The sequence below is a fragment of the Oligoflexus sp. genome (assembly GCF_035712445.1).
Lineage (GTDB): Bacteria > Bdellovibrionota_B > Oligoflexia > Oligoflexales > Oligoflexaceae > Oligoflexus.
The window spans coordinates 30,273-53,472 of record NZ_DASTAT010000040.1 but is presented as its reverse complement, the minus strand read 5'-3'; the positions used below and the strand labels follow the sequence as shown (position 1 = coordinate 53,472).

The 23,200-nt window shown below is 55.5% G+C and carries 22 protein-coding genes and 1 tRNA gene; 17 read left to right on the top strand and 6 right to left on the bottom strand.

Annotated elements, in window-relative coordinates; all coding sequences use genetic code 11:
* Nucleotides 1-160 precede the first annotated feature (160 nt).
* From VFO10_RS08550 to VFO10_RS08535, 4 genes are all read left to right on the top strand, one after another.
* Nucleotides 161-1,342: a hypothetical protein gene (locus VFO10_RS08550; protein ID WP_325139038.1), complete on the top strand. Its 1,182-nt coding sequence runs from the start codon at nucleotides 161-163 to the stop codon at nucleotides 1,340-1,342.
* 16 nt (nucleotides 1,343-1,358) lie between these two features.
* Nucleotides 1,359-2,513, top strand: coding sequence for a hypothetical protein (locus VFO10_RS08545; RefSeq protein ID WP_325139036.1), 1,155 nt, complete (start codon nucleotides 1,359-1,361; stop codon nucleotides 2,511-2,513).
* Nucleotides 2,514-2,636: 123 nt separating this feature from the next.
* Nucleotides 2,637-3,176, top strand: a complete 540-nt coding sequence (locus VFO10_RS08540; RefSeq protein ID WP_325139034.1) for a dihydrofolate reductase family protein — start codon at nucleotides 2,637-2,639, stop codon at nucleotides 3,174-3,176.
* The gene (locus tag VFO10_RS08535) at nucleotides 3,173-3,772 is read left to right on the top strand and encodes a helix-turn-helix domain-containing protein (protein WP_325139033.1); all 600 of its coding nucleotides are present in this window, start codon (nucleotides 3,173-3,175) and stop codon (nucleotides 3,770-3,772) included. The genes VFO10_RS08540 and VFO10_RS08535 overlap by 4 nt, the downstream gene beginning before the upstream one ends.
* Here VFO10_RS08535 and VFO10_RS08530 read toward each other — a convergent pair.
* The 3 genes from VFO10_RS08530 to VFO10_RS08520 all read right to left on the bottom strand — a co-directional run bounded on the left by VFO10_RS08530 (nucleotide 3,769) and on the right by VFO10_RS08520 (nucleotide 6,749).
* Nucleotides 3,769-5,427, bottom strand: coding sequence for a methyl-accepting chemotaxis protein (locus VFO10_RS08530; RefSeq protein WP_325139031.1), 1,659 nt, complete (start codon nucleotides 5,425-5,427; stop codon nucleotides 3,769-3,771). The two genes, VFO10_RS08535 and VFO10_RS08530, sit on opposite strands and share 4 nt — an antisense overlap.
* 287 nt (nucleotides 5,428-5,714) lie before the next feature.
* Nucleotides 5,715-5,788 (bottom strand) — tRNA-Cys (locus VFO10_RS08525).
* Between the two features lie 214 nt (nucleotides 5,789-6,002).
* On the bottom strand, nucleotides 6,003-6,749 hold the full coding sequence (locus VFO10_RS08520; RefSeq protein WP_325139029.1) for a WecB/TagA/CpsF family glycosyltransferase: 747 nt from the start codon (nucleotides 6,747-6,749) through the stop codon (nucleotides 6,003-6,005).
* 104 nt (nucleotides 6,750-6,853) lie between these two features.
* Here VFO10_RS08520 and VFO10_RS08515 point away from each other — a divergent pair, with 104 nt between their 5' ends.
* From VFO10_RS08515 to VFO10_RS08500, 4 genes are read left to right on the top strand one after another with little or no spacing between them, the layout of a single operon-like run.
* Nucleotides 6,854-7,687 (top strand): nucleoside phosphorylase, encoded by an 834-nt coding sequence (locus tag VFO10_RS08515; protein WP_325139027.1) that lies wholly within the window; start codon nucleotides 6,854-6,856, stop codon nucleotides 7,685-7,687.
* A complete protein-coding gene (locus VFO10_RS08510; RefSeq protein WP_325139025.1) occupies nucleotides 7,678-7,929 on the top strand; it encodes a CBU_0592 family membrane protein in 252 nt (83 codons plus the stop codon). Before VFO10_RS08515 ends, VFO10_RS08510 begins: the two co-directional genes overlap by 10 nt.
* Before the next feature lie 21 nt (nucleotides 7,930-7,950).
* The gene (locus VFO10_RS08505; protein WP_325139023.1) at nucleotides 7,951-9,540 is read left to right on the top strand and encodes a glycoside hydrolase family 44 protein; all 1,590 of its coding nucleotides are present in this window, start codon (nucleotides 7,951-7,953) and stop codon (nucleotides 9,538-9,540) included.
* A gap of 9 nt (nucleotides 9,541-9,549) precedes the next feature.
* Complete coding sequence (locus VFO10_RS08500; protein WP_325139021.1) at nucleotides 9,550-10,758, top strand: glycosyltransferase family 2 protein; 1,209 nt, start codon at nucleotides 9,550-9,552, stop codon at nucleotides 10,756-10,758.
* Between the two features lie 11 nt (nucleotides 10,759-10,769).
* Here VFO10_RS08500 and VFO10_RS08495 read toward each other — a convergent pair whose 3' ends face one another.
* A complete protein-coding gene (locus tag VFO10_RS08495; protein ID WP_325139018.1) occupies nucleotides 10,770-11,741 on the bottom strand; it encodes a rod shape-determining protein in 972 nt (323 codons plus the stop codon).
* A gap of 129 nt (nucleotides 11,742-11,870) precedes the next feature.
* On the opposite strand from VFO10_RS08495, the gene VFO10_RS08490 reads away from it, so the two are divergent.
* The 7 genes from VFO10_RS08490 to VFO10_RS08460 all read left to right on the top strand — a co-directional run bounded on the left by VFO10_RS08490 (nucleotide 11,871) and on the right by VFO10_RS08460 (nucleotide 18,712).
* The gene (locus VFO10_RS08490; protein WP_325139016.1) at nucleotides 11,871-12,320 is read left to right on the top strand and encodes an SRPBCC domain-containing protein; all 450 of its coding nucleotides are present in this window, start codon (nucleotides 11,871-11,873) and stop codon (nucleotides 12,318-12,320) included.
* A gap of 285 nt (nucleotides 12,321-12,605) precedes the next feature.
* Complete coding sequence (locus tag VFO10_RS08485) at nucleotides 12,606-13,226, top strand: serine protease (protein WP_325139014.1); 621 nt, start codon at nucleotides 12,606-12,608, stop codon at nucleotides 13,224-13,226.
* A 204-nt stretch (nucleotides 13,227-13,430) separates the two neighbouring features.
* Nucleotides 13,431-14,393, top strand: coding sequence for an alpha/beta hydrolase (locus VFO10_RS08480; protein ID WP_325139012.1), 963 nt, complete (start codon nucleotides 13,431-13,433; stop codon nucleotides 14,391-14,393).
* A gap of 20 nt (nucleotides 14,394-14,413) precedes the next feature.
* A complete protein-coding gene (locus VFO10_RS08475) occupies nucleotides 14,414-15,742 on the top strand; it encodes a cytochrome ubiquinol oxidase subunit I (protein ID WP_325139010.1) in 1,329 nt (442 codons plus the stop codon).
* Complete coding sequence (locus VFO10_RS08470; protein ID WP_325139008.1) at nucleotides 15,739-16,782, top strand: cytochrome d ubiquinol oxidase subunit II; 1,044 nt, start codon at nucleotides 15,739-15,741, stop codon at nucleotides 16,780-16,782. Before VFO10_RS08475 ends, VFO10_RS08470 begins: the two co-directional genes overlap by 4 nt.
* A gap of 150 nt (nucleotides 16,783-16,932) precedes the next feature.
* Nucleotides 16,933-18,138 (top strand): SpoIIE family protein phosphatase, encoded by a 1,206-nt coding sequence (locus VFO10_RS08465; RefSeq protein ID WP_325139006.1) that lies wholly within the window; start codon nucleotides 16,933-16,935, stop codon nucleotides 18,136-18,138.
* 7 nt (nucleotides 18,139-18,145) lie between these two features.
* Entirely contained in the window at nucleotides 18,146-18,712 is a 567-nt protein-coding gene (locus VFO10_RS08460) for a hypothetical protein (protein WP_325139004.1), read from the top strand.
* Here the strand turns inward: VFO10_RS08460 and VFO10_RS08455 are convergent.
* Entirely contained in the window at nucleotides 18,709-19,281 is a 573-nt protein-coding gene (locus tag VFO10_RS08455; RefSeq protein WP_325139002.1) for a 1-acyl-sn-glycerol-3-phosphate acyltransferase, read from the bottom strand. The two genes, VFO10_RS08460 and VFO10_RS08455, sit on opposite strands and share 4 nt — an antisense overlap.
* A gap of 196 nt (nucleotides 19,282-19,477) precedes the next feature.
* Between VFO10_RS08455 and VFO10_RS08450 the strand changes: the two genes are divergently transcribed.
* Nucleotides 19,478-21,343: a M2 family metallopeptidase gene (locus VFO10_RS08450; RefSeq protein WP_325139000.1), complete on the top strand. Its 1,866-nt coding sequence runs from the start codon at nucleotides 19,478-19,480 to the stop codon at nucleotides 21,341-21,343.
* An 85-nt stretch (nucleotides 21,344-21,428) separates the two neighbouring features.
* On the opposite strand, the gene VFO10_RS08445 is transcribed toward VFO10_RS08450, so the two are convergent.
* Nucleotides 21,429-22,007, bottom strand: coding sequence for an ATP-binding protein (locus VFO10_RS08445; protein WP_325138998.1), 579 nt, complete (start codon nucleotides 22,005-22,007; stop codon nucleotides 21,429-21,431).
* A 128-nt stretch (nucleotides 22,008-22,135) separates the two neighbouring features.
* Here VFO10_RS08445 and VFO10_RS08440 point away from each other — a divergent pair, with 128 nt between their 5' ends.
* Nucleotides 22,136-23,158, top strand: a complete 1,023-nt coding sequence (locus tag VFO10_RS08440) for a response regulator (protein ID WP_325138996.1) — start codon at nucleotides 22,136-22,138, stop codon at nucleotides 23,156-23,158.
* Nucleotides 23,159-23,200 lie beyond the last annotated feature (42 nt).

Genomic DNA, 23,200 nt, shown 5'->3' with positions numbered 1-23,200 from the left:
GATATGTCAAGCTTTGCAGAAATACTTGGGCCTGCTCTTTGCAAAGAGGAATTTTTGCTGCTATACGGGCATCTGATTTTGTTCGCCCCGCATTATAGCCAGTATCCGTTTATCTAGGGTTCGCCCATAGAACTGTTCGTTGGAATTTCAGGAGAAAAACATGTCGAAAATTTTGGCCCTCTTGGGACTTGTCGCCTTTGTCGCCGCTTGCGACAATAAAAAGGATGAGTCGTCGTCTGACCCGACGCAACCAAATCCAACAGTCGCGCCGCTTGTGCCGGTTCCCGAAGCGACCCCAACGCCTGACGTAAGCCCGGAGCCGGTTCCGACCCCAGCACCTGAACCAACTCCAGGTCCTGTTGTACCAACGCCAGCTCCTGAGCCAACGCCAGGTCCTGTTGTACCAACGCCAGCTCCTGAACCAACGCCAGGTCCTGTTGTACCAACGCCAGCTCCTGAACCAATACCAGCTCCTGAACCAACTCCAGGGCCTGTCGCGCCAACTCCGGTTCCTTCGCCCGAGCCGACTCCCGCGCCAACTCCGGTTCCTTCGCCCGAGCCGACTCCGGTTCCTTCGCCCGAGCCGACACCTGCGCCCTCTCCTGAGCCAACACCTTCGCCAGCACAGGTGTTGACCGGCTTGACCGTCACTGCGGAAGGTGAAACCATTGTCGGCACGCGCCTGACTTTGCGCACGACGGCGACCTACGAAAACCCTGCAGAAACCCGGGAAGTCAAGGCGGAAGTGACTTTGCTGCAGAATGATGCAGCCGTGAAGCTTTTCAGTAACGGTACCCTGCGGGCCAGCAAGCATGGCCTCACAAAAATCGAAGCCAGCTTCGAAGGCAAGAAAGCCACAGTGGAGCTGCAGTTCGAATACCCCGCTCAGTTCTGGGTGTATCGTGAAGACACCAATGGTCTACTCTTCAATACACCTTGGGACAAAGAGGAAGGCGACGAAATCAAGCGCAGCACGGAAGGCGTGCCTGATTATGCCGTGGCTTGTCTGAAGAAAAGTCAAAAAGTTCTGGCGGATGCCGAAGCCAGCGGTCTTCTGAAATGGAACAGCCTTGCCAGCCAAGGCGCCACGGATAAGCTCGTCTACCTCGTGAACGTGGTGAGCAACAGCCGACGCACGGCTTACCTCCGCAATCTGGATCGTGAGCCTTACTTCTGGCACTGGACCTCGGAAACGGCTCGACCCTATCTGGCCCTGAGCAACTTCAAAAAAGGCAGCTTTGTCTTTGAAGTCGTGGCAAGCCCGCAAAAGTGCGAACTGCCTTCGATCAAGGAAGCGCAACGCTACGTGGACTACGCCGAAAAACGTCTTTTAAAGAAATAAGCGAGGACAAGCCCCTATGAAACACATGCTGAAATATTCGATGCTGGCCCTGACGCTTTTTTCCGTCAGCTGTCAGGAAAATAGTACAGAGAAAAGTTCGGTCAAAGTCACCTCGGTCAAGCACACTGCCGTCAAGCGCCAGTCGATCGGCAACTGCTGGCTCTACGCCCAGGCCACATGGCTGGAGTCCCTTCTGAAGGATACCAATGGTGAAGAGGTCGATGTTTCCGAGACCTATTGGACCTACTGGGACCTTTATCACAAACTTCTTGAAAAAGAGCCGGTTCCCGAGGAAGAGCTGAACACCGGCGGCTCCTGGGGCATGTCGAGCGAGATCATCAGAAGATACGGCTGGGTCACCGAAGCCGAATTCATCGAAAGCGAAGCTGCCGAAAGCATGTCGGAAGCGCAGTCCTGCGCCGAAGACTACATCATGGCTCAGGGCAAGGAAAACGGTACGCTTCACGATGTGAACCTCAGGACTCCTGAGTACGTCCGTGCCGAACTGGACAAGGCCTTCAGCTGCGACGGCAAATACACTGTGAACATGGATGCAGCTTTGGAAAAAGCCCGCAAGGCGAGCGACACGATGCTGGTCGACGTGAAGTCAGGCAAGCAGTACTCCCTGTCGACCATGCTGAACAGCTGGCGTCAGATCAGTGGCCCCGGCGCTTACGGCAGCTCGGAAGGCAAACAGCTGGTTTCGGAAGCGGAACTGCTGCGCTACCGGAATATCGAGCAGCGCATCAAGAAGGCTTTGAACGATCATTACCCTGTGGTGATGTCGTTCTATGTCACCTTCAATGCTCCCGACCAGAACGGCGTCTTCAACCTGAAAACTCTCGCAGAAAAAGGTCAGCTCGGTGATGGCGGTGGTCACATGGTGGTCCTCCACGATTATACCGTGGACAAGGTGCCGACCGAAGATGGTGGCTTCACCTCGCTGGCCGAAGGCGACCTTGACCCCGAGCTGAAAGAAAAAGCTCTGCTCGGCGAGATGAATTTTCTCGTGGCCAAGAACTCATGGGGCGCCAACCGTCGCGATCGTCCATGGCTCCGCGATGGCTACAGCCGCTTTACCTGGGACTACCTGCAGAACCGTTACTGGGATGAAGATAGCGAAATCTATCGCTCCTTCTTCCGCTCGGTGGTCCTGCCTCCTGGCTATTGATCTGTAAAAAAAAGCGAATAGGAAAAGGCGATCTTCGGATCGCCTTTTTGCTTTGGGGAACCGAGGTGTTTGACAGCCTTTGGAATTAATTATACAGTGTATATAAATCCTATGGAGGCGGTTATGACAACGAGCGGACATGTATTTATCGCAACAAGTCTGGATGGTTACATAGCCCGGGTCGATGGTGATATTTCCTGGCTTCTGTCCCGCGACGATCCCGCGGAGGACCATGGGTACGAGTCCTTCATTAAGGATATCGACGGGATTATCATGGGGCGTGGTACGTACGAGAAGGTTCGTGACTTCCCCTCCTGGCCTTATACTAGGCCTGTGATTGTGCTCTCCCAAAGCCTTAAGGCCACGGATGTGCCGGAGGCCTTGCACGGCAAGGTTCGAGTGATTGATCTTCAGCCGCGGGCTCTGATGGAAAAGCTGTCCCATGAGGGATGGAAGCGGGCCTATGTGGATGGCGGCCTTGTGATTCAATCGTTTCTGCGGGAAAGACTCATCGACGATCTCGTCATCACAACAGTGCCCGTGCTGATAGGCCAGGGCCGTCCTCTCTTTGGACCTCTCAGCAGCGATCTGTCTCTCACGCTTCTGGACTGCAAGCATTTTCCTTCCGGATTGGTCCAATCCCGATACAGGATCATGCGATGACCAAGACGCAAAGGGGCCGACCCAAACTCCAGGATCAGATCCAAAAAAGGGATATACTCCAGGCGGCCTTGGATATTCTGGATCGTAAAGGCGCTGCGGGCTTGTCCCTGCGCGGCCTTGCTGCCAGCCTCGATATCACGCCCATGGCTCTCTATCACCATGTCGCCGACAGGTCCGCGCTCCTGCGCGAACTTTCCGATTGGGTGTATGCGGGTGTCCTGAGGGACTGCGATCCGCACCCTGATAAAGCCCGGGAACGAATCGAAGGACTTTTGATTGCCTATCATAAAGCGGTGCTGCAGCATCCGAATCTCACGCTCGCCATCTTCGCTGATCCCCTCGCTTTTTCCGGGGAAGCGGAGCGCATCACGCAGGCCATCCGCGACTGTCTCGCCGCATCGAAATTGGAAGCCAGCGCCAGGGAATCATGGCTCGTCTGCCTCGTGGACTTCACGCATGGCAGTTCGATTGCGATTGCCATGAACTGCCATGCGCAGATGCACGATCACGAAGTTTTGGAGAAGGCTTGTCGCGACTATGAATCCAGCCTGAAGGCCGTCCTCAACTGCGTGTTCGCGAGCTGCAGCCAGGCTTAAGCAGCATCGTCCCAGACCTTGGCATCGTCGTGTTCAGAGGGCTTGTCAGCATCCTTCACGGTTTTTTCCAGCACAGGTTCAGTCACCGATCCGCTGACCACGCACTTCAAATCGGTGACGAGCCGATAAAGGGACTGGGCCTGATCCTTGAGTTTCAGCGCTGCGCCCGAGGATTCCTCTGCAGCGTTCGAATTGATCTGAACGACGGTATCCAGCTGATGCACAGCAGAGTTGACTTCATGGATGCCGCGCGACTGTTCATCCGCGGAAATGGCGATTTCATTGATATGGTTTTCCATGAGGTTCACATTCTGGGCTATGCCGGCCAGAACCTTGTCCGCCCGCGCCGCGATCTCCAGACTGGTTTTAATGCGATCCGCGCCCAAGGCCACAAGGTCACCGACATTCTTCTGGGTACCCGTGATCGTATCGCGAACGCGCTCCACGCTTTCTGCGAGGAGGATGCTGATGTCGCGCGCGGCACTGCCGCTGAGCTGGGCCAGATTCCCAACCTCCTCGGCCACGACCGCGAAGCCCTTGCCATTTTCCCCCGCCCGGGCGGATTCCACCGAGGCGTTGAAGGAAAGAAGCTTGGTCTGAAAGACGATATCGTTGATGACTTTGGCCTTGTCGCGAATGGTTTCGATGATGTTGATGATCTCTGTGATCTTCTGATTCGAATGCGCGACTTCCCGCATGATGTTCTGGTTGGCTTCATCCATCTCTTCAATGGACTGAAGGAGCTGTCCCATCACCTTGATGCCTTCATCCGCCACCTTCCGGCTTTCGACGCTGGCGTCTCGCGAGGCCCGGGCATTGTTCGAACTGCGTGTGACCATGGCGGTGATTTCGTTCATGGTCGCTGCGGTTTCACTCAAAGACGAGGCCTGCTCGGTGGCTCCCGACGACAACGCCTGACTCGTGGCCGAGATCGAATGGGCCGCGCGACTCAGCTGAGCGGCCTCCTGATCCAGATTGTGAACGAAACGCTCCAGGCGACGTGATAGGGAACGCGCGAACATGAAGCCGCCGATGATACTGAAAGCGGATCCCAACACGACGAAGACGGCCAGGATACTATCCCCCATGCGCGCAACTTTCAGCGTCTGCTGACGGCGGGCGTTGCTGATATCCGACTGGAACTGATGAAGCTTCGCAAAGGATTCATTATGGGAAACCTTGGCCTTGGGAACGAAAGTGGCATTCAAATCCTTCAGTCGCGCGTCCAGGGATGCATCGTTCCGAGTCACGATCGTGACGCCTTCCTGGATTAATGCCAGCGTATCCTGCCACTTCGCATTCTGGGCTTCATAAAGCTCCTTTTCGCCTGCTTCAAAGGGCAGGGAAAGATAGGTCTTCTCGGCCTTCGCATAAAGCTGCACGTGGTCTTCCAGTTTCTTTTTGAGCCTTGTGACTTCCGATTCAGGCAGGCCTTTGGTGGAAACTCTCAGGAAAAGGCGTACGACCTCGGAACCAAAGTATCGCATATCCGAGAGCTGCGAAAGTTTCGGCACGCTGAGGTCGGTCAGCTCAAAGACGTTGGTTTTCATGAGTTTCAGGGAATACCAGGCACTCGCGCAGGTCAGCGTGAGGATCATACATGACGAGAAAACCACCACCATAAGTTTACGATGAAGGGAAAGGCGAGACGACATAACTCACTCCAGTTTACATTCCGACCTTTGCTATCGGTCATCCGCAGTCAGATCCAAGACTCCTGCGTAACCTGGACGTAAAAAATGACATTCCGGGCTTTGGGAAATCCCATATTTCCAGCCATTTTCGGAGCGTGTTTCGCTGTGTGGTTCCATCAAACGCGCGGGCGCGATTCAGCCTTCTTTCTTATGCAGCGTTCTGCAGTTCTTCAAATAGATAGCACCCAACTCGATTGAGTTTCGATTTTCGATCACTATGAAAGGGAGTCATGAAAAGGAGAGGAGTCTGGAGGCGCGTACCGGAGTCGAACCGATCTACTCGCATTTGCAATGCGGTGCCTAGCCGCTTGGCTAACGCGCCTTATTGATCAGATTTTCTTCCTGACCAATGGAGACTCATTGAATACATGAGTGAATTTTTCTGGTCAATGGAAAATCTTCAATAAAGACAAGCCCAAGTCTGGGGCCAAGCCAACGCATATCAAACTGGCTTCCTGCAGGCCTTGCTGTCAGAGGCTTTCGGGCCTGCGGGGCTTTAAAAGCAGGGCCGTCTGCACCTTGCCCGTCAGCCCAGTCTAACGCTTCCGCCACTGCCTAAAAATAATCAGAAGTATTTCCGTGTCGCGAAGATAGCGTCGGGCCAGGCGGCGCGGTTCCTGACAAAGCCGGAAAACCCATTCGGCCCCGATCTTCTGCATCCATAGAGGCGCACGCCGGACAGTCCCGGCACAGAATTCAAGGGCAGCCCCAATGCCAAGAAGGACACCGGATTTGAGGCGAGGCGCGGAACGGTGCATCCACAATTCCTGTTTGGGAGCCCCGAGAGCCACGAAGACGATGTCGGGCGCGGCGGCCTGAATTTTTTCCAGGATGCGGCTTTCCTGCTCGGGATTTTTTTCAAAGCCCAGCGGTGGACAGTCCGTACCGCAGATAAGAAGACCCGGATAGAGTTCCTCCAGTTTGGCTTTAGCCAATTCGGCCACACCAGGAGGACCGCCGAGCAGATAGACCCGCAAACCCAAGCGGGCCGCCTCGGCACAAAGAGCCGGCATCAGTTCCGAGCCGGTCACCCTTTCCGGCAAAGGCTTGCCGAGCAGACGCGAACCCCAGACCAGCGGCATACCATCGGCGACAACCAGATGAGCGTCTTCATACACAAGCCTCAGGTCCTCGCGCGTTTCCAGCTGCACGATATGATCACTGTTCGGCGTGACCACGAAGCGGCAGGGACTTTGCCGGGCAAAGCTCACAGCCCGCTGCAGCGCTTCCTTTCGATCGACCACATCAATATTGGCATAGCCTAGTCGGAGTTTCTCACTCACCAGTTTCGGCCTTTCGCTTGGGGGCTGATCTTTCAGTTTAGCCTTTTTCTTGCACCGCGCAAAGGATTGCCTCTACGATGGTTGAGTCAGACGAAGGAGTCTTCATGCAATCAACGTCCCCGCTCGCGCCCATGCATATGAACATCACAGCCCAGGATTTGAAGGGCAACGGCCGCCTGGGTCGCTATATTTTATTGCCCGGATCCGATGGCCGCGCCGAGGCCATGGCGCAACGCCTGCAGAATGTCAAAGTTCTCACGCATTCCCGCCGTCACAACTTTTATATGGGCACCTGGCAGAATCTGGATATCGGCGTGATGAGCTCCGGCATGGGCTGCCCCAGCATGGACATCATCGCCACGGAACTTCTGCATCAGGGCGCGCGGCGCATCATTCGGGTGGGAACCGCTGGATCCTTGCAGCCGCAGCGCCTGCGTATCGGCAGTCTCGTCATTCCCACGGCCGCCGTGCGTGATGAGGGGACGAGCCGGCATTATCTCGATCCCACGATTCCCGTTCAGGCCTCTCTTGAATTCTTGGATGCTGTCCGGCGCGCGGCCGCTGAACAGAAGATGCTGGACAGAATTTTTCTGGGCATCACCCATACCAAAGATTCCCTTTATGCCCGTGAATTCGGCGAAGGTCCCATGCAGCCCGAGCATAAGCGCTACATGGAGCATCTGCATGCCGCCGGTGTGCTCGCCTCGGAAATGGAATGCGCGCAGCTCTTTACGCTGACGCAGGTGTGGAATCAAAAACTCCTGCAGACCGAAAGCGCTCGGCCAGCCGTTCGGTCGGGCGCCATCCTCGCCATCATCGGGGATGACCAGCCTTTTGCCGATGGGGACATCGTCAAAGCCACGATTGAAAAAGCCATGGACCTTGGCTTTGCCACGATCGACAATTGGTCGAAAAATGAGGATCGCTCATGGTTATGAGTTGGGATCAGATTCTATCTTTGTTCGGTGCTGCGCTCTTGCTTGGGGCTTATGCGCTGCAGGCCGCCACCCGCGATGGGGCCCATAAGAAGACCTATCTGACGATGAATCTTTTCGGGTCGGCGGCCTTGACCGTGACCGCGGTCGTCAACAATCAGCTGGGTTTTATCATCCTGGAAGGAATCTGGGCGATTATCAGCGCCGTTTCCCTGTTGAAAGTCCTGAGGCAAAAACCTTCGTGAACGACCACCTCTATGAGGTCCATGATGCGACTGACTCCCGGGGCCTGGGTTCTTTGGCTTTCGTTCATCACCACGGCCGAGGCTGCCGATTCCCTACGGTTTCAAATACCTGCGAATCCACGCCGGATCAGTCCTGAAATCTATGGTTTCGGGACCTATATGCATGAAGACAGGGACCAGGAAAAAATCTGGGAGCTGCAGCCCACCAATTACCGCTGGGGCGGCAACACCAGCAGTCGCTTCAACTATAAAATCGACGCCTGGAACTCGGCTCAGGATTGGTTTTTTCATAACTATGCGGCCGATAAACCGAAGATGATCAACCGCTTCATGGCCGAGAACATCAAGCGGAAGGCGGCGTCTTACATCACGCTGCCGATGCTGCCCTGGATCGCCAAGGATGGGGCATCGGTGAGTTTTCCGCGTTCGCTGTTTCCCGTGCAGGAAAATTTTGATGGGGATGCGGGCAACGGGATTGGGCCCGATGGACAGAAGCTGAAGAGCGATCCCAAGCTCACCAGTATTCCGAACAGCCCGGAATTCGTGGCGTCCTGGGTGCAGCAGCTCAAGACGCAGTTCGGCCCTTATCCGCACTATTACATCATGGATAACGAACCCATGCTCTGGAATAGCACCCATCGTGATGTGGTGCATGAACCCCTGCGCTATGAAAGCTACTTGAATCGCTATATCAGCTTCGCCCAGGCCGTTCGCAAAGCCGATCCCGCCGCCGTGATCGTCGGCCCGGCCGCCTGGGGCTGGATGGAAATGCAGTATTCCGCCTGGGATATCGAAGGTCCGCATAGCGCCGGGAAAAGGCAGACTGATCGCAAGGCTCATGGCGATCAGCCTTTTCTGGAATGGTTTTTGGATCAGCTGAAGAAAAAGGAAAAGGAGCTTAAAGTTTCCCTGCTCGATCAGCTTGATGTTCACTATTATCCCGAAATGGATCGCTGGCCCCAGGGGAGCGACAGTGATCCCGGTCGCCGCAAAGCGCTTTTAAATGCGACCCGTTCGCTCTGGGATCGGCAGTACCGCGATCAAAGCTGGATCGACGACAGGATCTATTTCATACCCCGGCTTCAGGAGCTGGCGCGACGCCTGCGTCCAGATGTGAAGGTCTCCATCGGTGAATACAATTTCCGTTCGGAGTACGACGTCGCCGGCGCCGTGGCCCAGGCCGAGATCCTTGGGATCTTTGCGCGTACCGGACTGCATGCGGCTCAGTACTGGGATTTTCCGAAGAAGGACGGCACCCACCGTTACGCCTTCCTTCTTTTTCGCAATTATGATGGCAAAGGACTGGCTTTCGGCGATGAATGGATCGACAACTCCATGAATAGTCAGGAGCATGTCTCGGTTTTTGCATCCCGGCACAGCGCCAGCCGCCGCGTGACCATCGTACTTTTGAATAAGCATGTGACGCAGAAGCAGAACCTGCGCCTGGACCTCTCGCCCTGGCCATCCCTCAAGGGTCTGCGACTTTTCACTTATTTTTCGCCCAGCAATGATGGCAAAATCAAAGGAGAAAATCGCAAGCTCAAACCGGGACCGCAGGTCGCCATCAGTATGCAGCCTCTCAGCATGCATCTTCTGGAGCTTGCTTACTAAGGATCGCTCATGCTGTCTATCGCCCTTTTCCTTCTGCAGATCCTCTGCCAGGCCATCACTCTGCCTTTCAGCTGGCTCATGTTCCGTATCTGGGATACGGCAGTGCGGCGAATGCAGAAGGCCTGGGGCGCGGAAGGTGAAGCAGGCACGGCTTTTGTGATCCTGGTGCCGGCCCATAATGAAGAGACGAGCATCGCCACGACCGTTCGCAGTCTGAAAGCCCTGAATTATCCCAGAGGCCTTTTTGAAATCATGGTCATCGCTGATAACTGCCAGGATAAGACCGCGAGCGTGGCCCGCGCCGAGGGCGTCGAGGTTCTGGAACGCTTTCATGACACGAAGAAGAGCAAGGGCTTCGCGCTGGAATACGCGATCGAAATCCTGCAGAAAAGAGAAACCCATCCCGATGCGATCGTGATCATAGATGCCGATACCACTGTGGATGCCGGTCTTCTAAAAGCCTTCGATCGTCGCCTTCAGAGCGGGCAGGATTGGCTTCAGGCCTATTACCAGGTCGCCAACAGCGAAGACAGCTGGCGCACGCGGCTGATGCACCTCGGCTTTGCGCATTTCAATGGCCTTTGGCTTTTGGGACAGGATACTCTGGGCCTCGGCTCGGCTCTGCGCGGCAACGGGATGGCGTTTTCCTGGAAGGGTCTTGAACGCTGCCCCTGGCAGGCCTATGGTTTGGCCGAGGATCTGGAATTCAGCTGGCATCTGCGCATGAACGGGGAGCGGGTTTTCTTCGTACCCGAGGTCAAGGTCTACGGCGAGATGATCGACGATAATCCCGCCGCGGTCGCCTCACAGCGCCTGCGCTGGGAGCATGGGCGGAAGCAGCTGCGGAAGACCTTTGGTTCGCAGATTTTGAAGAAGCCCTGGCCGCTGTCGCGCCGCTTCATTTACTGGAGCGATCTTCATATGCCGCCGATGGCTGGCTTTGTCATGCGGCTCCTTCTCAATTTGATCGTCGCCATCGCCTTCTATCAGACCGAGTCCACCGAACTCCTGGAGGGCTTGCAGGGCGTGTGTCTGGGCCTCGCCCTGGGACAGATTCTGAATCTTGCGATTTATCTTCTGATGCCGTTTATTGTGATGAAGGTTCCGCGCAGTCACATCAAACTCTTTGTGATCGCGCCGGTGTATGCGCTCTGGAAGGCCGGGCTTCTCTTGAAGAGAGCGCCTTCCACCTGGGTGCGTACGGAGCGGAAAAAATAGCCGCGGCCTTATCAAAAATAGTCGGCGTAGGTCAGCATCCTGCGAAGGCCATGCACAACGCTTTCATTGGGCTCGGATGAAATATGGACCGGCAGGCCGGTGCGGGTTTCCAAATTCCTGCTCAGAAGATCCAAAGGCAGCGCCGATCCGGTCAGGGTCAGGCCACCATCATAGAGAGCCGCATCGTGGGATGGGATTCCGGCTTCCGTCAGTATTTCCAAAAGACCCTTATGGACATCATCGCAAAAAGACGGCAAAAGGCCGAAGAAATCCTCTTTTTTCAAAGTAAATCCCACGGCGCGTTTCAATAGAAGATGATAGCCGCGGTAAATCCAGGGCCCTGGATCCTGCTCGGGATGCAGAAGGCGCCAGCGCACCGAATCCACGATGCTCGTGCAGGGGCGCAGCGCATAATTTTGAATCAGGATGCGTTCGATCTCTTCGGTCAGGCGATCACCGGACCAGGAAAGACTGCGCGAGGCGAGGACGGTGCCGGACCCTAAAAGCGCAAGTTCCGTCAGCCCCGCGCCCACGTCAATGATGACGCCAGCGCATTCCTGCATCAGATTCAGACTTTCATGGGCCGCGCTCGCGATGTGCTCTTCCACCAGATGAACACTGCGAACGCCGAGATCCCGCAGGAGATGGCGCAAGGCCAGCTTTTCCGCAGCGGTGAGTCCAACCGGGATTCCGACCACCAGCTGCACATTGCGGGGCCGGAGCGAGAGGGATTCGAAAAAGGATCGGAGCATCATGGCGGCGGCTTCGAAATCGTGCACCCGACCGGCCTTGAGTGGCCTCGTGATGACGATCGAATGCGGCGTGCGCCCGAAGAGCCGTGCGGCTTTCGCTCCCACCGCCACGGGTCGACGGCTCTTGCTATCAAATCCCACAAGGCTTGGCTGCTTGCAGAGTATGCCGTGGGTTTCATCGGCAATAATGGTTTTGGCGGTTCCCAGATCCATTGCGAGTCGACAGACCATGGTGCTTCCTCCTGATGAAGTCACCGGGCGATCGGACCATCAAACCCAGGCCCTGTCCAGCGAAATTCATCCCAATGCTGAGTGTAGCATAAGCTCTTATGATAGGATCAAGATGAGGAGGAACGCCGCATGTTTGAAACGCTGGTGAAGGATACTCAGACGCTGCCGACCCCGCGTGCGCAGGTTTTTGCAACGCTGGTGGACTGGACTCGCTATGCGGACTGGAATCCTTATATCGTCCGCATAGACGGCCAGCCGCAGGTGGGACAGGCAATTCGCGTGTTCTTTTCCATGGGCTTTGGGCCGGCCATGCCGCTGAGCTGCCGCGTGACGACCGTGGATCCTTCCAAAACCATGCTGGCCTGGGATTACAAGGCGTTCATTCCCTGGCTTTACACGGCGCGCCATAGCTTTACAGTGGAAGACAGCCCAGGTGGCCAGTCCCTTGTCATTCAGACAGAAGATATCAAGGGCCTTATGGCCTCGTCCCTCTTCCGCATCTTTCATAAGCTTCTGCAAAGGCGCTTTCAGGCGATGCACGCGGCCCTTAGGAAACGAGTGGCCCACGCAGCAGCCTGAGCCCAGGAAGTCTCTTCAAAAAAATTCATCCGCCGCTTGGGGATTCAGGATTTCCTGGAAACATGCTGACTTCATGACGAAAAGTCACTGTATCCATTTCCCTCCTGTATCTTTCGCACTGTCGTTTAGTTTTAGTTAATGTTGCTAAGGCATTTTTTGTAATAGCTAAATAATACTAAATCAAAGCGACCTTAGCGGAGAAATAAGATGCTAAAAGAAAAGAGATTTTGTTGGGCTCTGTTATTGACTGGCTGGACAGTTATGTTGGGCTGCGGAGACGGCACAGTGGAAACCAGTGAAGTCAAATCCATCTGCGGCAAAACCCAGGACTTTGTGGCTATCAATAACTATCGCGGCACAGTCTCCTATGTGCAGGAACGTGAAGAGGCTGTCGGTCGCTTGAATCAAAACTGTTCGGGAACTTACATCGGCACCGTCGGAGCCTATAAGAATCTGTTCCTGACTGCAGGCCACTGCGGCAGCAAAGGTCAGAGCGCATCCGTGGAATTCAATTATGAAGCCAATGCCGACGGCCCGGTCGTGACGGTCAAAGGCAAATTTGTTGAATCGAGCAGCTCGCCGGATTATGCGCTGATTCAATTGAACGCTGATCCCGGCGTGACACCCACTCCACTGGGCAGTTCGGCGACGAGCAGCCTCACCATTATTCAGCATCCGGAAGCCAGGCCCAAAGTGGTGGCCTTCGGCTCGCTTTCCGGCAGCGCCAGCGGCTCGCGCATTTATTATGCAGGCCTCGATACGCAAGGCGGCAGCTCAGGATCGGGCGTTCTGAATACAAGCGGTCAGCTGGTGGGCGTACATACCCTCGGCGGCTGCAGTTCATCCGGTGGAACCAACAGCGGCTGGACCATCTCGGGAATTCGCGCGGCTTCCAGCATCCTTTGAGGCTTTCGCCGCCAACGGCTGTCACTCATTTATGCCTGCAAAGAGCCTGACGGCCGGGAATGCGTCCGTCAGGTCCCGCGCCTTCCCCGATGTGGCCTCTCGTATTTCAGGATCAAACGTCGAACATAGGGCTTTCCGTGTGAACGGTTTTCGTGCCACACTATGCGACGATCCTTTTACGATCCATGGTCCACAGGAGCCAGCATGCCAGCCAGGGAAACAGGCTTTTTCACCAGCTCAGACGCAACCGACATTTGGTATCAAAGCGTGGGCCAGGGCCCTCTGACCATGGTCCTGTGTGATGGCGTCGCCTGTACTGGATATATCTGGAAATATTTCATTCCCTATTTTGCGCAGCAGTACCGCATCATTCATAGCCAGTACCGTGGGCACGGCGACTCCGCCATTCCCCGAAACCTGGATACGATGACCGTGGAAACCTTTGCCAAAGACATCAATGATCTGCTCGATTACCTGGATGTCAAAGGCCCCATTATCCTGGTCGGTCACAGCATGGGCGTGCAGGTCGCGCTCGAATGCTATCGGCAAAAGCGCTCCATCTATAGCGGTTTGATCCTGATCAACGGACCTTATGGCGAAGCCCTGCGTCATGTGCATGGCAATCCCATTTTCGCCAAGGCCCTTCCCTGGCTGAAAAAAGCCTTTTTCAAATGGGACCAGCATATTCAGAAAGTCTGGCGTCCGCTCCTGGATTCCGAGATCGCCTATCTTTATGCCGTGCTCTTTGAAGTGAATCCCTGGCTGACGCGACGTCGGGATTTTCGGGTTTATTTTGAAGATGTCGGGGCCATGAAGCCGCTTGTTTATATTGCGGCGCTGGACGGCGCCACGCGTCATTCGGCGGAAGACCTTCTGCCTGAAATCAAGGTTCCGACCCTGGTGGTGGCCGGCGACAAGGATCGCTTTACGCCCTACCCGATCTGTTTGAAACTCCATAGAAGCATTCCCGGTGCTGACCTTCTGACTCTGCCCACCGGAAGTCATATCGGGCCATTGGAATTACCGGAATTCATACACCTACGGATTGAGAAGTTTATTGCCGAACGAGTGAAACCCGGCGAGCTGAAAAAGACGGCGGAAGGAGCCGAGGGGCCGTCTTCGAAACCCAGCACTCCCAAGGCGAAAAAGCGCTCGAAATCGCGATAGGTGCCAGTTCAGGAGGTACCATGACCGATCTTCTCGCGGCAAGGACTCAGATGGCTCTGAGTCTTGGTTTCCACATCGTGTTCGCAGCCGTCGGCATTGCCATGCCCTTTCTCATGTCCATCGCTCACCATCGTTATCTGAAAACGCGAAGGCCCGAATTCCGCGTCCTGACCAAGGCCTGGTCGAAGACCGTGGCGATTTTTTTCGCGGTTGGGGCCGTATCGGGAACCGCTTTGTCGTTTGAACTGGGCCTTCTGTGGCCGGGCTTTATGATTCATGCCGGGCCTATCATCGGCATGCCCTTTTCCTGGGAAGGCGCGGCCTTTTTCCTGGAAGCGATTTTCATCGGCATCTTTCTTTACGGCTGGAAAAAATTGCCCGAGCGCAGCCACTGGCTCAGCGGGGTGATGGTGGGTCTTTCCGGTGTGGCCTCGGGATTTTTTGTGATCTGCGCCAATGGCTGGATGAATAGCCCGGCGGGTTTTGACTGGAATAATGGCCATCCGATCAATATAGATCCCTGGGCGGCCATGTTCAATGAAGCGGCTTTGGGACAGGGCGTGCATATGATCATCGCCTCGTTTCAGGCGGTTGGTTTTGCCTTTGCCGGCGTGCACGCGCTGCTTTACCTCAAGCTCAAACATCCTGTGCACCATGAGGCGATGAAGATCGCCTTTATGGTGGGCGCGGTGGCCGCGATCATTCAACCCATCAGCGGTGACCTTGCTGCGAAAAGCGTGGCTGTGCGCCAGCCGATTAAACTCGCGGCCATGGAAGGGCATTTTGAGACGGAAAAAGGGGCCCCGCTTTTGATCGGCGGCCTTCCCAATGTGGAAGAGCGGCGCACGGATTATGCGCTGCCCCTACCCAAAGCCCTCAGCTTTCTCGCCTTTGGCGATTTCAATGCCGAGGTGAAGGGTCTGAATGATTTTCCGCGGGAGCTCTGGCCGCCGGTCGTGGTCACGCATATCGCCTTTCAGATCATGGTCGGTATTGGAACGCTTATGGCCCTGGTCGGGATTGTGGGTCTTTTCTGGCTTTGGAAAAAGCCGCAGAATTTTCTTAAACCGCTTTGGCTCAAGGCTCTGGTGGCCATGTCCCCCCTCGGTCTGATTGCGATCGAGGCAGGCTGGGTGGTCACCGAGGTGGGACGGCAGCCGTGGGTGATATACGGCTATCTGAAAACGGCCGATGCTTTGACCCCAAGGCCGGGCATCATCTTTACGCTTATTCTTTACCTCGTGATTTATCTCGCGCTCAGCTTGGTCGTCTATCAGCTCGTTCGCCGCCAGATCACGACGCTGCAGCAGGATCTCGGTCAGACCCAGGATAAGGAGGTGTCGGCATGAGCATGGTGGATGTCGTTCTCATTTTTCTGGGGCTTGCCATTCTTTTTTATGTGCTCTTTGGTGGCGCCGACCTGGGCGGCGGCATCATGGAACTTTTTTTAAGCAAGGATACGCGCGAAGACGAGCGGGCTTTGATCACCCACGCGATGGCTCCGGTCTGGGAGGCCAATCACGTCTGGCTGATCCTGGCGGTCGTGATCGTATTCATGGGTTTTCCCCGCGTCTATACCGAGGGCAGCACCTATCTGCATCTGCCGCTCATGGCGGTGCTCGTCGGAATCGTGGCGCGCGGCTGCGCCTTCACCTTTCGCTACTATGATACGGCGCGCACGTACCGGCGAACGTATACACGAATCTTCGCCTATTCCAGCCTTTGGACGGCTTTTTTCCTGGGTGTTTTGGGCGGCTCGTCGGTGGCGGGTTTGATCAATCCCGAAGCCAAGACCTATGCGGAACTCTTTTTGGATCCCTGGCTCAATCCCTTCTGTATCAGTCTCGGGCTTTTTACCGCCAGTTTCTGCACGATGCTGGCCACCATCTTTTTGGTGGGCGAGGCGGATGAAATCGAACTCACCCGCATCCTGCGTCGCAAGGCCAAGATCGCTTTGGTCGTCACCTCTCTGATCGCGCCTTTGCCTTTGATCATGGCGGAATTCATGGGACGACCGCTCTTACAGATGATACTGCAGCACCCGATGAGCCTCGGCTTCTTCGCTTTGGCCATCCTGCTTGTGCCTTTGGTGTGGATCAGCCTCAATCGCTCGATCTGGACGACCTGGGCGCGCGCATTCAGCGTCATGCTCGTGGCCTCGATCATCCTGTCCTGGTTCATGGCCCAGTATCCGACCGCCCTTTACTATGCGCCCGACTCGTACCATCGCGCGCTCAGCTTTTACGAAGCAGCGGCACCGGCCGCGACCTTGCGTGTGCTGGTCGGTGCTCTCGTGGTGGGCTCCCTCTGCATATTTCCAGCGCTCGCTTATCTTTTCAAGATTTTCAAGTGGGACACCCTGGATGAAGAGCGACGTTACAAGCCCTGAATAAAAACGGTTTTTGAAGTCTTTTTTCCAGAAATGACCGCGATGGCTCCTTCCGCGCCCGAAGGCTTTTCCGGCAGAAGTTTAGCGGGCGGACAGGAAACCTGTTAGAATTAACAGGAATATGTCCCACTTCCGTTGGAGTCTCGCGGGATGAAAGAAACCAACCATGATCTCATTGCGACCCATGAAATCATAAGGGTTCTTGAAACGTCTTTATACTTTTCCCGCAACATCATCGACAATCAGCCCGACATCATCATCATCACCGACCAGGCTGGCCGCATCTACCGCCTGAATCAGCATGGGATGACGTTTTTCAATCGCTCCAAGACCGATATCCTCGGCCGCACCATCGACGAGCTGACGGAAGGCCGCGTGACGCGCAGATTCAGCGAGATCCTGAACAAGGTCCCCTTTGAGAACGCGAGCTTCTCGAATCAGGACATGAGCGATGAGATCAAGATCTACTGGCAGATCACCCGGATGATCGATAGCCACATCAAAATCCCCCTGTTCCTGATCAAAGGCACCGACACCACGGAGCTGGATCACGCCTATAAGAAGATGGAAGCGATCAATTCGGAAAAGCAGAAGATCGAAGACGAGATCAAGAAAGCCAAAATCATCCAGGAAACCCTTCTGCCCGACAGCACGCTGCCGCCGGCCGTCAAGCTCGAATCCATCTTCGTCCCGGCTGCGGAAACGAGCGGCGACTGGTTTGGCTATCACTATGACGAGCCAGACGACATTTTTAACGTCTACGTCGGGGATGTGACCGGCCATGGTCTTTCATCAGCCCTGCTCACGGGCGTCGTCTATGGCGCGATCTATTCCACGGAGCAGCTCTTCCATGATCAGGAAAAGCTCTTCGCGTCCTATACGCAATCGCAGCGTTTGATGCTCCTGGCCTCGGCGGCCAACAGCATGATCCTGAAAGCCGATGCGCGGCTTTCGATGACCATGTTTTTCATCTCGGTTGAAATCGGCACTGGCAAGACCTGCTTTCTGAATGCCGGTCACCGCCTGCCCTTCCTCTATCAGGCGAAGCAGGGTCAGCTGTCGCGCATCAAAGGCGGCGGGGATATCCTGGGCTTCAGCCCGGATCCGCGTTTCGATGTCTATGAATTCAACCTGCAGCCCGGCGATACGATCGTTCTTTATACCGACGGTCTTTTGGAAAACAAGGACAGAAACGGCCAGGTCATCAAGGAAAAAGTCATCAGGCAGATGATTGTTGATATGAAGGGTGATATCCATCAGCTGAAGAACGGCTGCCTGGAACTCATGAAGCAGAGCTGGGAAGGTACAGAAGTCGAGGATGATGTCGCGATGATTTTCATCTCCTATAAAGCCTGAGGGACCCATGCACGCTGACCCCATCCATCAGAACCTTGAAAATTCGATCTCCGGCATGCTCTCTGAGTTCTTTCAGAAGCAGGTTCCTTCGGAAAAGCTGAACATCGCCCCGATTCCCAAAAAGGATCTGGCCTTCGCCGAGCATATGGTCATCATGCTCCTCAGCAACGCCCAGATGCGCATGTTTCTGAAGATCCATTTTCATCTGGAAGAGGCCAAGCGACTCGCCGCCGTGCGCCAGCATAAGAACTGGAATGAAGTCTCGGACAAGGTCGCGATCGACTTCATGAAAGAACTCTGCAACGTCCTCGGCGGCCGCCTGAAGCGGAATATCGCGCATTTGAAATTGGAGCTGGGTCAGAGCATCCCGCTCGATCTGGAAGGCTTCAGCGAAATCTTTTTCGAAGATGTGAACTGGAGCAGTCAAACGCTGGTCTTCCGCGTGTCGAATCCCCAGCTGCAGGTCCTCGTATCGGCTCAGTATGAAATCACCGGCCAGGAAGCGCGGCAGAAACTGACGACGCTCACCGAAGCCGTCCCGGCCGAGGAAGAGGACGACATCGAATTCCTTTAATGCCGCTTGGCGCGTATTTCACTGAAGTCAGCGGGATAACGCGCCCACTCTTTTTTATAGAACTGCCGCAGAAGATCCCAGTCCGCTTCCACCTGGCCTGTGAACTGCACCAGAGGGCCGAGCCCCACGCGCTTATTTTTATAATCAATGAAAGCCAAAGCCACGGGTAGTTTGCTCTTCAGGGCGATCAGATAAAAACCGCTCTTCCAGTGATCGGTCCACTTGCGCGTGCCCTCGGGCGCCAGGGCGAGGATCAGCTCGTCCCTTTTTTTCATGGCCTCGATGGTCTGCCCCACCACCCGATGCGGATGCGAACGGTCGATGGGAATGCCGCCCAGTTTTTTCAGAAGGCGCCCCACAGGACCGACAAAGATCGTATGCTTGCCGAACCAGATCGTCTTCTTCATCGCCTTCCAGTGAAGGCCGAGGGCCAGTCCCACGAAAAAGTCCCAGTTGGATGTATGCGGAGCTACAATGACAATGAATTTTTTCTGCGCCGGCAGCTGACCCACGACCTGCCAGCCCATGAGCCGGAGCAAAAAACCTGCGAACCTTGCCAATGCGTTCATAGCCGTTACTCCTGTCCAGCTTCCTAGCCATGATACCACATTTCGGCTGCGGAATTGAGTGTAAACCAGGGCCTCAGGGCCTTTCAGCCAGCCAAGCCTTCAGACTGGACAGCGTCAGCTGCTCTTGCTAGCTTGCAGCGTCTGTCAGCCCATAATGTAGCTTTTTAAGCGTCAAAATTGCGTAGAAGGAATTCCTATGAAACATTCCATCAGCGGTCTCGGACTGACTCTCGGCCTTGGCCTCAGCAGTCTGCTCTATGCGGCAGGGGAAACTCCCGCTGCGTCCAAACCGGCGACTGTGGAAGAAGCCAAAGCCTTTGTGGCTCAGGTCGATAAGGATCTGCGCCGCCTGCTCGTCACTCAATCGAAAGCCGATTGGGCCAAGCAAACCAATATTACCGCGGAAACTGAAGCCGCGGCGGCCGTGGCCAATGCGGAATATCTGAGCTATTCCACCAAAGCCATCCAGGAATCCGCCCGTTTTCTGCCGATCCTCGATAAGCTGGATGCCGATACCCGTCGCCAGATTCAACTGCTCCGCACCAGCGCCAGCCTCGTGGCGCCTACGGACAAGGCCAAGGCCGAAGAGCTGGCGCGCGTGACGACGACCATGGACGCCGAATACGGCAAGGGCAAGGTCTGTGATAAGCAGGGCAAGAACTGCAAGGACCTTGGCGCTCTGGAAGATGTGATCGCGTCGAGCAAAAATAACAAGGAACTGCAGGAAGCCTGGGCTGGCTGGCACAATACGATGGGCCAGAAGATTCGTCCGCTCTATGAACGCTTTGTCGAACTCGGCAACGAAGGTGCACGCAGCATCGGCTTTGCGGATATGGGTGACCAGTGGCGCTCGGGCTATGATATGTCGCCGGCGGAATTTGAAAAGGAAGTCGACCGTCTTTGGACTCAGGTCGAGCCCCTTTACAAGGATCTTCATTGCTATGCGCGGCAGAAGCTGAACACCCGCTACGGCAATACCCTGGTTCCGAAAAAAGGCGGCCTGCCCGCGCACCTCGTCGGCAATATGTGGGCCCAGGATTGGAACTACATTTATCCCGATCTGCAGCCTTACAAGGGCCAGCCCGAAGTGGACGTGACGCCGGCGCTGCAGAAGCAGAAGTATACGCCGGAAAAAATGGTGAAGCTGGCCGAATCCTTCTTCACCTCGATCGGTCTGAAGCCTTTGCCCAAGACTTTCTGGGAACGTTCGATGTTCGTGAAGCCGGAAGGCAAGGACGTCGTCTGTCACGCCAGTGCCTGGGATCCCGAGTATAACGGCGATGCGCGCATCAAGATGTGCATCAAGATCAATCAGGAGGATCTGATCACCGTTCATCACGAGCTGGGTCACAACTATTACTACCTTTATTACTACGACAAGCCCATGCTCTATCAATCGGGCGCCAACGATGGTTTCCACGAAGCCATCGGCGACGCGATCGCCTTGTCGATGACGCCTGATTACCTGAAAAAAGTGGGACTTCTGGAAACGACCGCTGACAATCAGAAAGCCATCATCAATTCACAGATGCAAAGAGCCTTGGATAAGGTCGCGTTCCTGCCCTGGGGTCTGCTCGTCGATAAATGGCGCTGGGATGTGTTCTCGGGCAAAGTCGCTGCGAAGGATTGGAACAAGCACTGGTGGGATCTGCGCCTGAAATATCAGGGCGTCGTGCCTCCGGCTCCGCGTCCTGCCGATGCCTTCGATCCCGGCGCGAAGTATCATGTTCCCGGCAACACGCCCTACATGCGTTACTTCCTGGCTGATGTTCTGCAGTTCCAATTCCACCGCGCGCTCTGCGATGCGGCTGGGCATAAAGGTCCTCTGAACACCTGCTCGATTTATGGCAACAAGGCTGCCGGTGAAAAACTGCAGAAGATGCTGGAACTCGGCGCATCCAAGCCCTGGCCGGAAGCCCTGGCTCAGATCACGGGCACGAACAAGATGGATGCATCGGCGATGATCGACTACTTTGCTCCGCTGCAAAGCTGGCTGAAAGAGCAGAACAAAGGTCAGAGCTGCGGCTGGGAAGCGGCTCCGGTTTACGCGAAGTCGCGCTAGATTCCGATGAAAAAGCGACTCCGGTCTGTATGAATTCACGCAGACGCGGCCGTCCTGAAGAAGGGGAGATCTCAACTCCCCTTTTTTATTTGCCGCCTGAAAGTCCCATCAATTCCTTTTGAATCGCAGCCAGGGCCCGGTTGGCCTTCACCAAAAAATCGTCCGTGCTATTGATAATGGTCACACGCGGATGCCCGGACCAGAGCTCGTGGATTCTTTGATCGATCGCCTGAGCTTCCAGCGCGCTTTCGGTTCGCAAGGGATTTTGCGCGTTATAGCCCTGTTCGCTCGCCGGTGTGCGCAGATGAATGACGGCGGCATAGCGCGCATACTCCAGGGCGCGCGTGGTGCCGAGTTCTTTAAAGAAGCCATCGAAACCATCCGGCCAATAAGCAGCCCCGTCCACTGTTCCGCGATCACAGAGCGCGACCTGCGCGAGACCTTCCTCGTCCAGCATGGTTTCAAATTCCCGCTGGACATGATAGATGGCACGCTGTGCGGCCCTGCGTCCAGGAAGCGTGTGATGCCTCCAGAATCCGCCTCCGAACACCACGCTGGCCGACTCCGGAATAATGGCAAATTGCCCTGAAAATTGCCGTTTCGCTAACTCCAGGACCGCCGTCTTGCCCGCGCCCGGCCCACCTGTCAGTACGATCTTTTTCACGCCAGAGCCCCCTCTCTTCGTCTCTCTTTGCTGTCCATCATAAGGCAAGGCAGGAGCCAGCGCCGCTGCTATTTTTTTGAGTGTTCCACCGTGTTACAATAAGGGGATCGACAGCCTTGAGAGGACGTATGCCCAGTCAGAGCGAATTCGATGACAAGTTGCGTGCTGATTATGTTCAGGAAGCCAGGGAACTGCTTGCTGATGCCGAAATCTGTTTCGTGCAGCTCGAACGGGACAAGGGGAACAAGGATCTCATCGACCGCATTTTTCGGATGATACATACGGTCAAAGGCAGCGGTTCCATCGTGGGCTTTGATAGCTTCACGCGCTTTGCCCATCAATTCGAGGGACTCCTGGCCCAGATACGCGCCGGCACGCTCGGGGTCGATGACGCGATCATGAACCTCATGTTTGAAGCCAATGATGTCCTGAAGGACTGGCTGGACGCTCTGCAGGTTGATTATGCCGTGGAATGGGATACCAGCGCCACGGTCAGCAAACTCTCGGTTTATTCCGTAGGCCAGCCGCCGAAGGTCAGGACCGCTCCAGCCTTTGGTTTTTTTGAAGACGATCCTGCCGCGCTCACGCCCGAGACAAGCATGGTCACGGTGCTGCTCGTGGATGATGAAAAGGATATCCTCGATCTTTACGAAAGCTACCTGGAAGGCATGCCGATCCGCACGCTGCGGGCCCTTGATGGGCGCGAGGCGGTGGCGATCCTGGAAAAAGACGTCCCGGACCTCATGATCTTTGACCTGCGCATGCCGAATATGAACGGCATGGAGCTCCTGGCTCACGTCCGCAAAAAATCTCCGGATATTCCCGTGATTTTCGCGTCCGGTTATTCCGATCGGGCGGACATCATCAGCATGCTGAACATGGGTGCCTTTGCTTTTCTAGGCAAACCCGTGACGCGCGAACAGTTCTTGAATGAAGTGCGCAACGGACTGCGCGAACGGTCCACGCGGCAGGATGTTCTGAAGCTCACGCAACTGAATTTCCTGGCCTTTCTCACTCTGGCCAAGATCACTCACAGCCGCGACGCGGTCCAGAAGCGGGAGAACGAGGCGAAGATGAAGAGCATACTCGACGACATCGTCCTTCTTCAGAACAGCATTCTGGAAGCCAAATACGATCTGCTGGTGGACTGAACCTCCTCCAGTCGTGATTGCCCGGTCGCAAAGCCGCTTTGT

What these genes read in the sequence shown, in the direction of transcription:
- VFO10_RS08515 (WP_325139027.1), top strand. Translation starts at nt 6,854, where the DNA reads ATGCAATCAACGTCCCCGCTCGCGCCCATGCATATGAACATCACAGCC.
- VFO10_RS08495 (WP_325139018.1), bottom strand. Translation starts at nt 11,741, where the DNA reads ATGGTCTGTCGACTCGCAATGGATCTGGGAACCGCCAAAACCATTATT.
- VFO10_RS08475 (WP_325139010.1), top strand. Translation starts at nt 14,414, where the DNA reads ATGACCGATCTTCTCGCGGCAAGGACTCAGATGGCTCTGAGTCTTGGT.
- VFO10_RS08505 (WP_325139023.1), top strand. Translation starts at nt 7,951, where the DNA reads ATGATGCGACTGACTCCCGGGGCCTGGGTTCTTTGGCTTTCGTTCATC.
- VFO10_RS08535 (WP_325139033.1), top strand. Translation starts at nt 3,173, where the DNA reads ATGACCAAGACGCAAAGGGGCCGACCCAAACTCCAGGATCAGATCCAA.
- VFO10_RS08480 (WP_325139012.1), top strand. Translation starts at nt 13,431, where the DNA reads ATGCCAGCCAGGGAAACAGGCTTTTTCACCAGCTCAGACGCAACCGAC.
- VFO10_RS08540 (WP_325139034.1), top strand. Translation starts at nt 2,637, where the DNA reads ATGACAACGAGCGGACATGTATTTATCGCAACAAGTCTGGATGGTTAC.
- VFO10_RS08470 (WP_325139008.1), top strand. Translation starts at nt 15,739, where the DNA reads ATGAGCATGGTGGATGTCGTTCTCATTTTTCTGGGGCTTGCCATTCTT.
- VFO10_RS08455 (WP_325139002.1), bottom strand. Translation starts at nt 19,281, where the DNA reads ATGAACGCATTGGCAAGGTTCGCAGGTTTTTTGCTCCGGCTCATGGGC.
- VFO10_RS08530 (WP_325139031.1), bottom strand. Translation starts at nt 5,427, where the DNA reads ATGTCGTCTCGCCTTTCCCTTCATCGTAAACTTATGGTGGTGGTTTTC.
- VFO10_RS08550 (WP_325139038.1), top strand. Translation starts at nt 161, where the DNA reads ATGTCGAAAATTTTGGCCCTCTTGGGACTTGTCGCCTTTGTCGCCGCT.
- VFO10_RS08465 (WP_325139006.1), top strand. Translation starts at nt 16,933, where the DNA reads ATGAAAGAAACCAACCATGATCTCATTGCGACCCATGAAATCATAAGG.
- VFO10_RS08450 (WP_325139000.1), top strand. Translation starts at nt 19,478, where the DNA reads ATGAAACATTCCATCAGCGGTCTCGGACTGACTCTCGGCCTTGGCCTC.
- VFO10_RS08545 (WP_325139036.1), top strand. Translation starts at nt 1,359, where the DNA reads ATGAAACACATGCTGAAATATTCGATGCTGGCCCTGACGCTTTTTTCC.
- VFO10_RS08500 (WP_325139021.1), top strand. Translation starts at nt 9,550, where the DNA reads ATGCTGTCTATCGCCCTTTTCCTTCTGCAGATCCTCTGCCAGGCCATC.
- VFO10_RS08490 (WP_325139016.1), top strand. Translation starts at nt 11,871, where the DNA reads ATGTTTGAAACGCTGGTGAAGGATACTCAGACGCTGCCGACCCCGCGT.
- VFO10_RS08460 (WP_325139004.1), top strand. Translation starts at nt 18,146, where the DNA reads ATGCACGCTGACCCCATCCATCAGAACCTTGAAAATTCGATCTCCGGC.
- VFO10_RS08510 (WP_325139025.1), top strand. Translation starts at nt 7,678, where the DNA reads ATGGTTATGAGTTGGGATCAGATTCTATCTTTGTTCGGTGCTGCGCTC.
- VFO10_RS08440 (WP_325138996.1), top strand. Translation starts at nt 22,136, where the DNA reads ATGCCCAGTCAGAGCGAATTCGATGACAAGTTGCGTGCTGATTATGTT.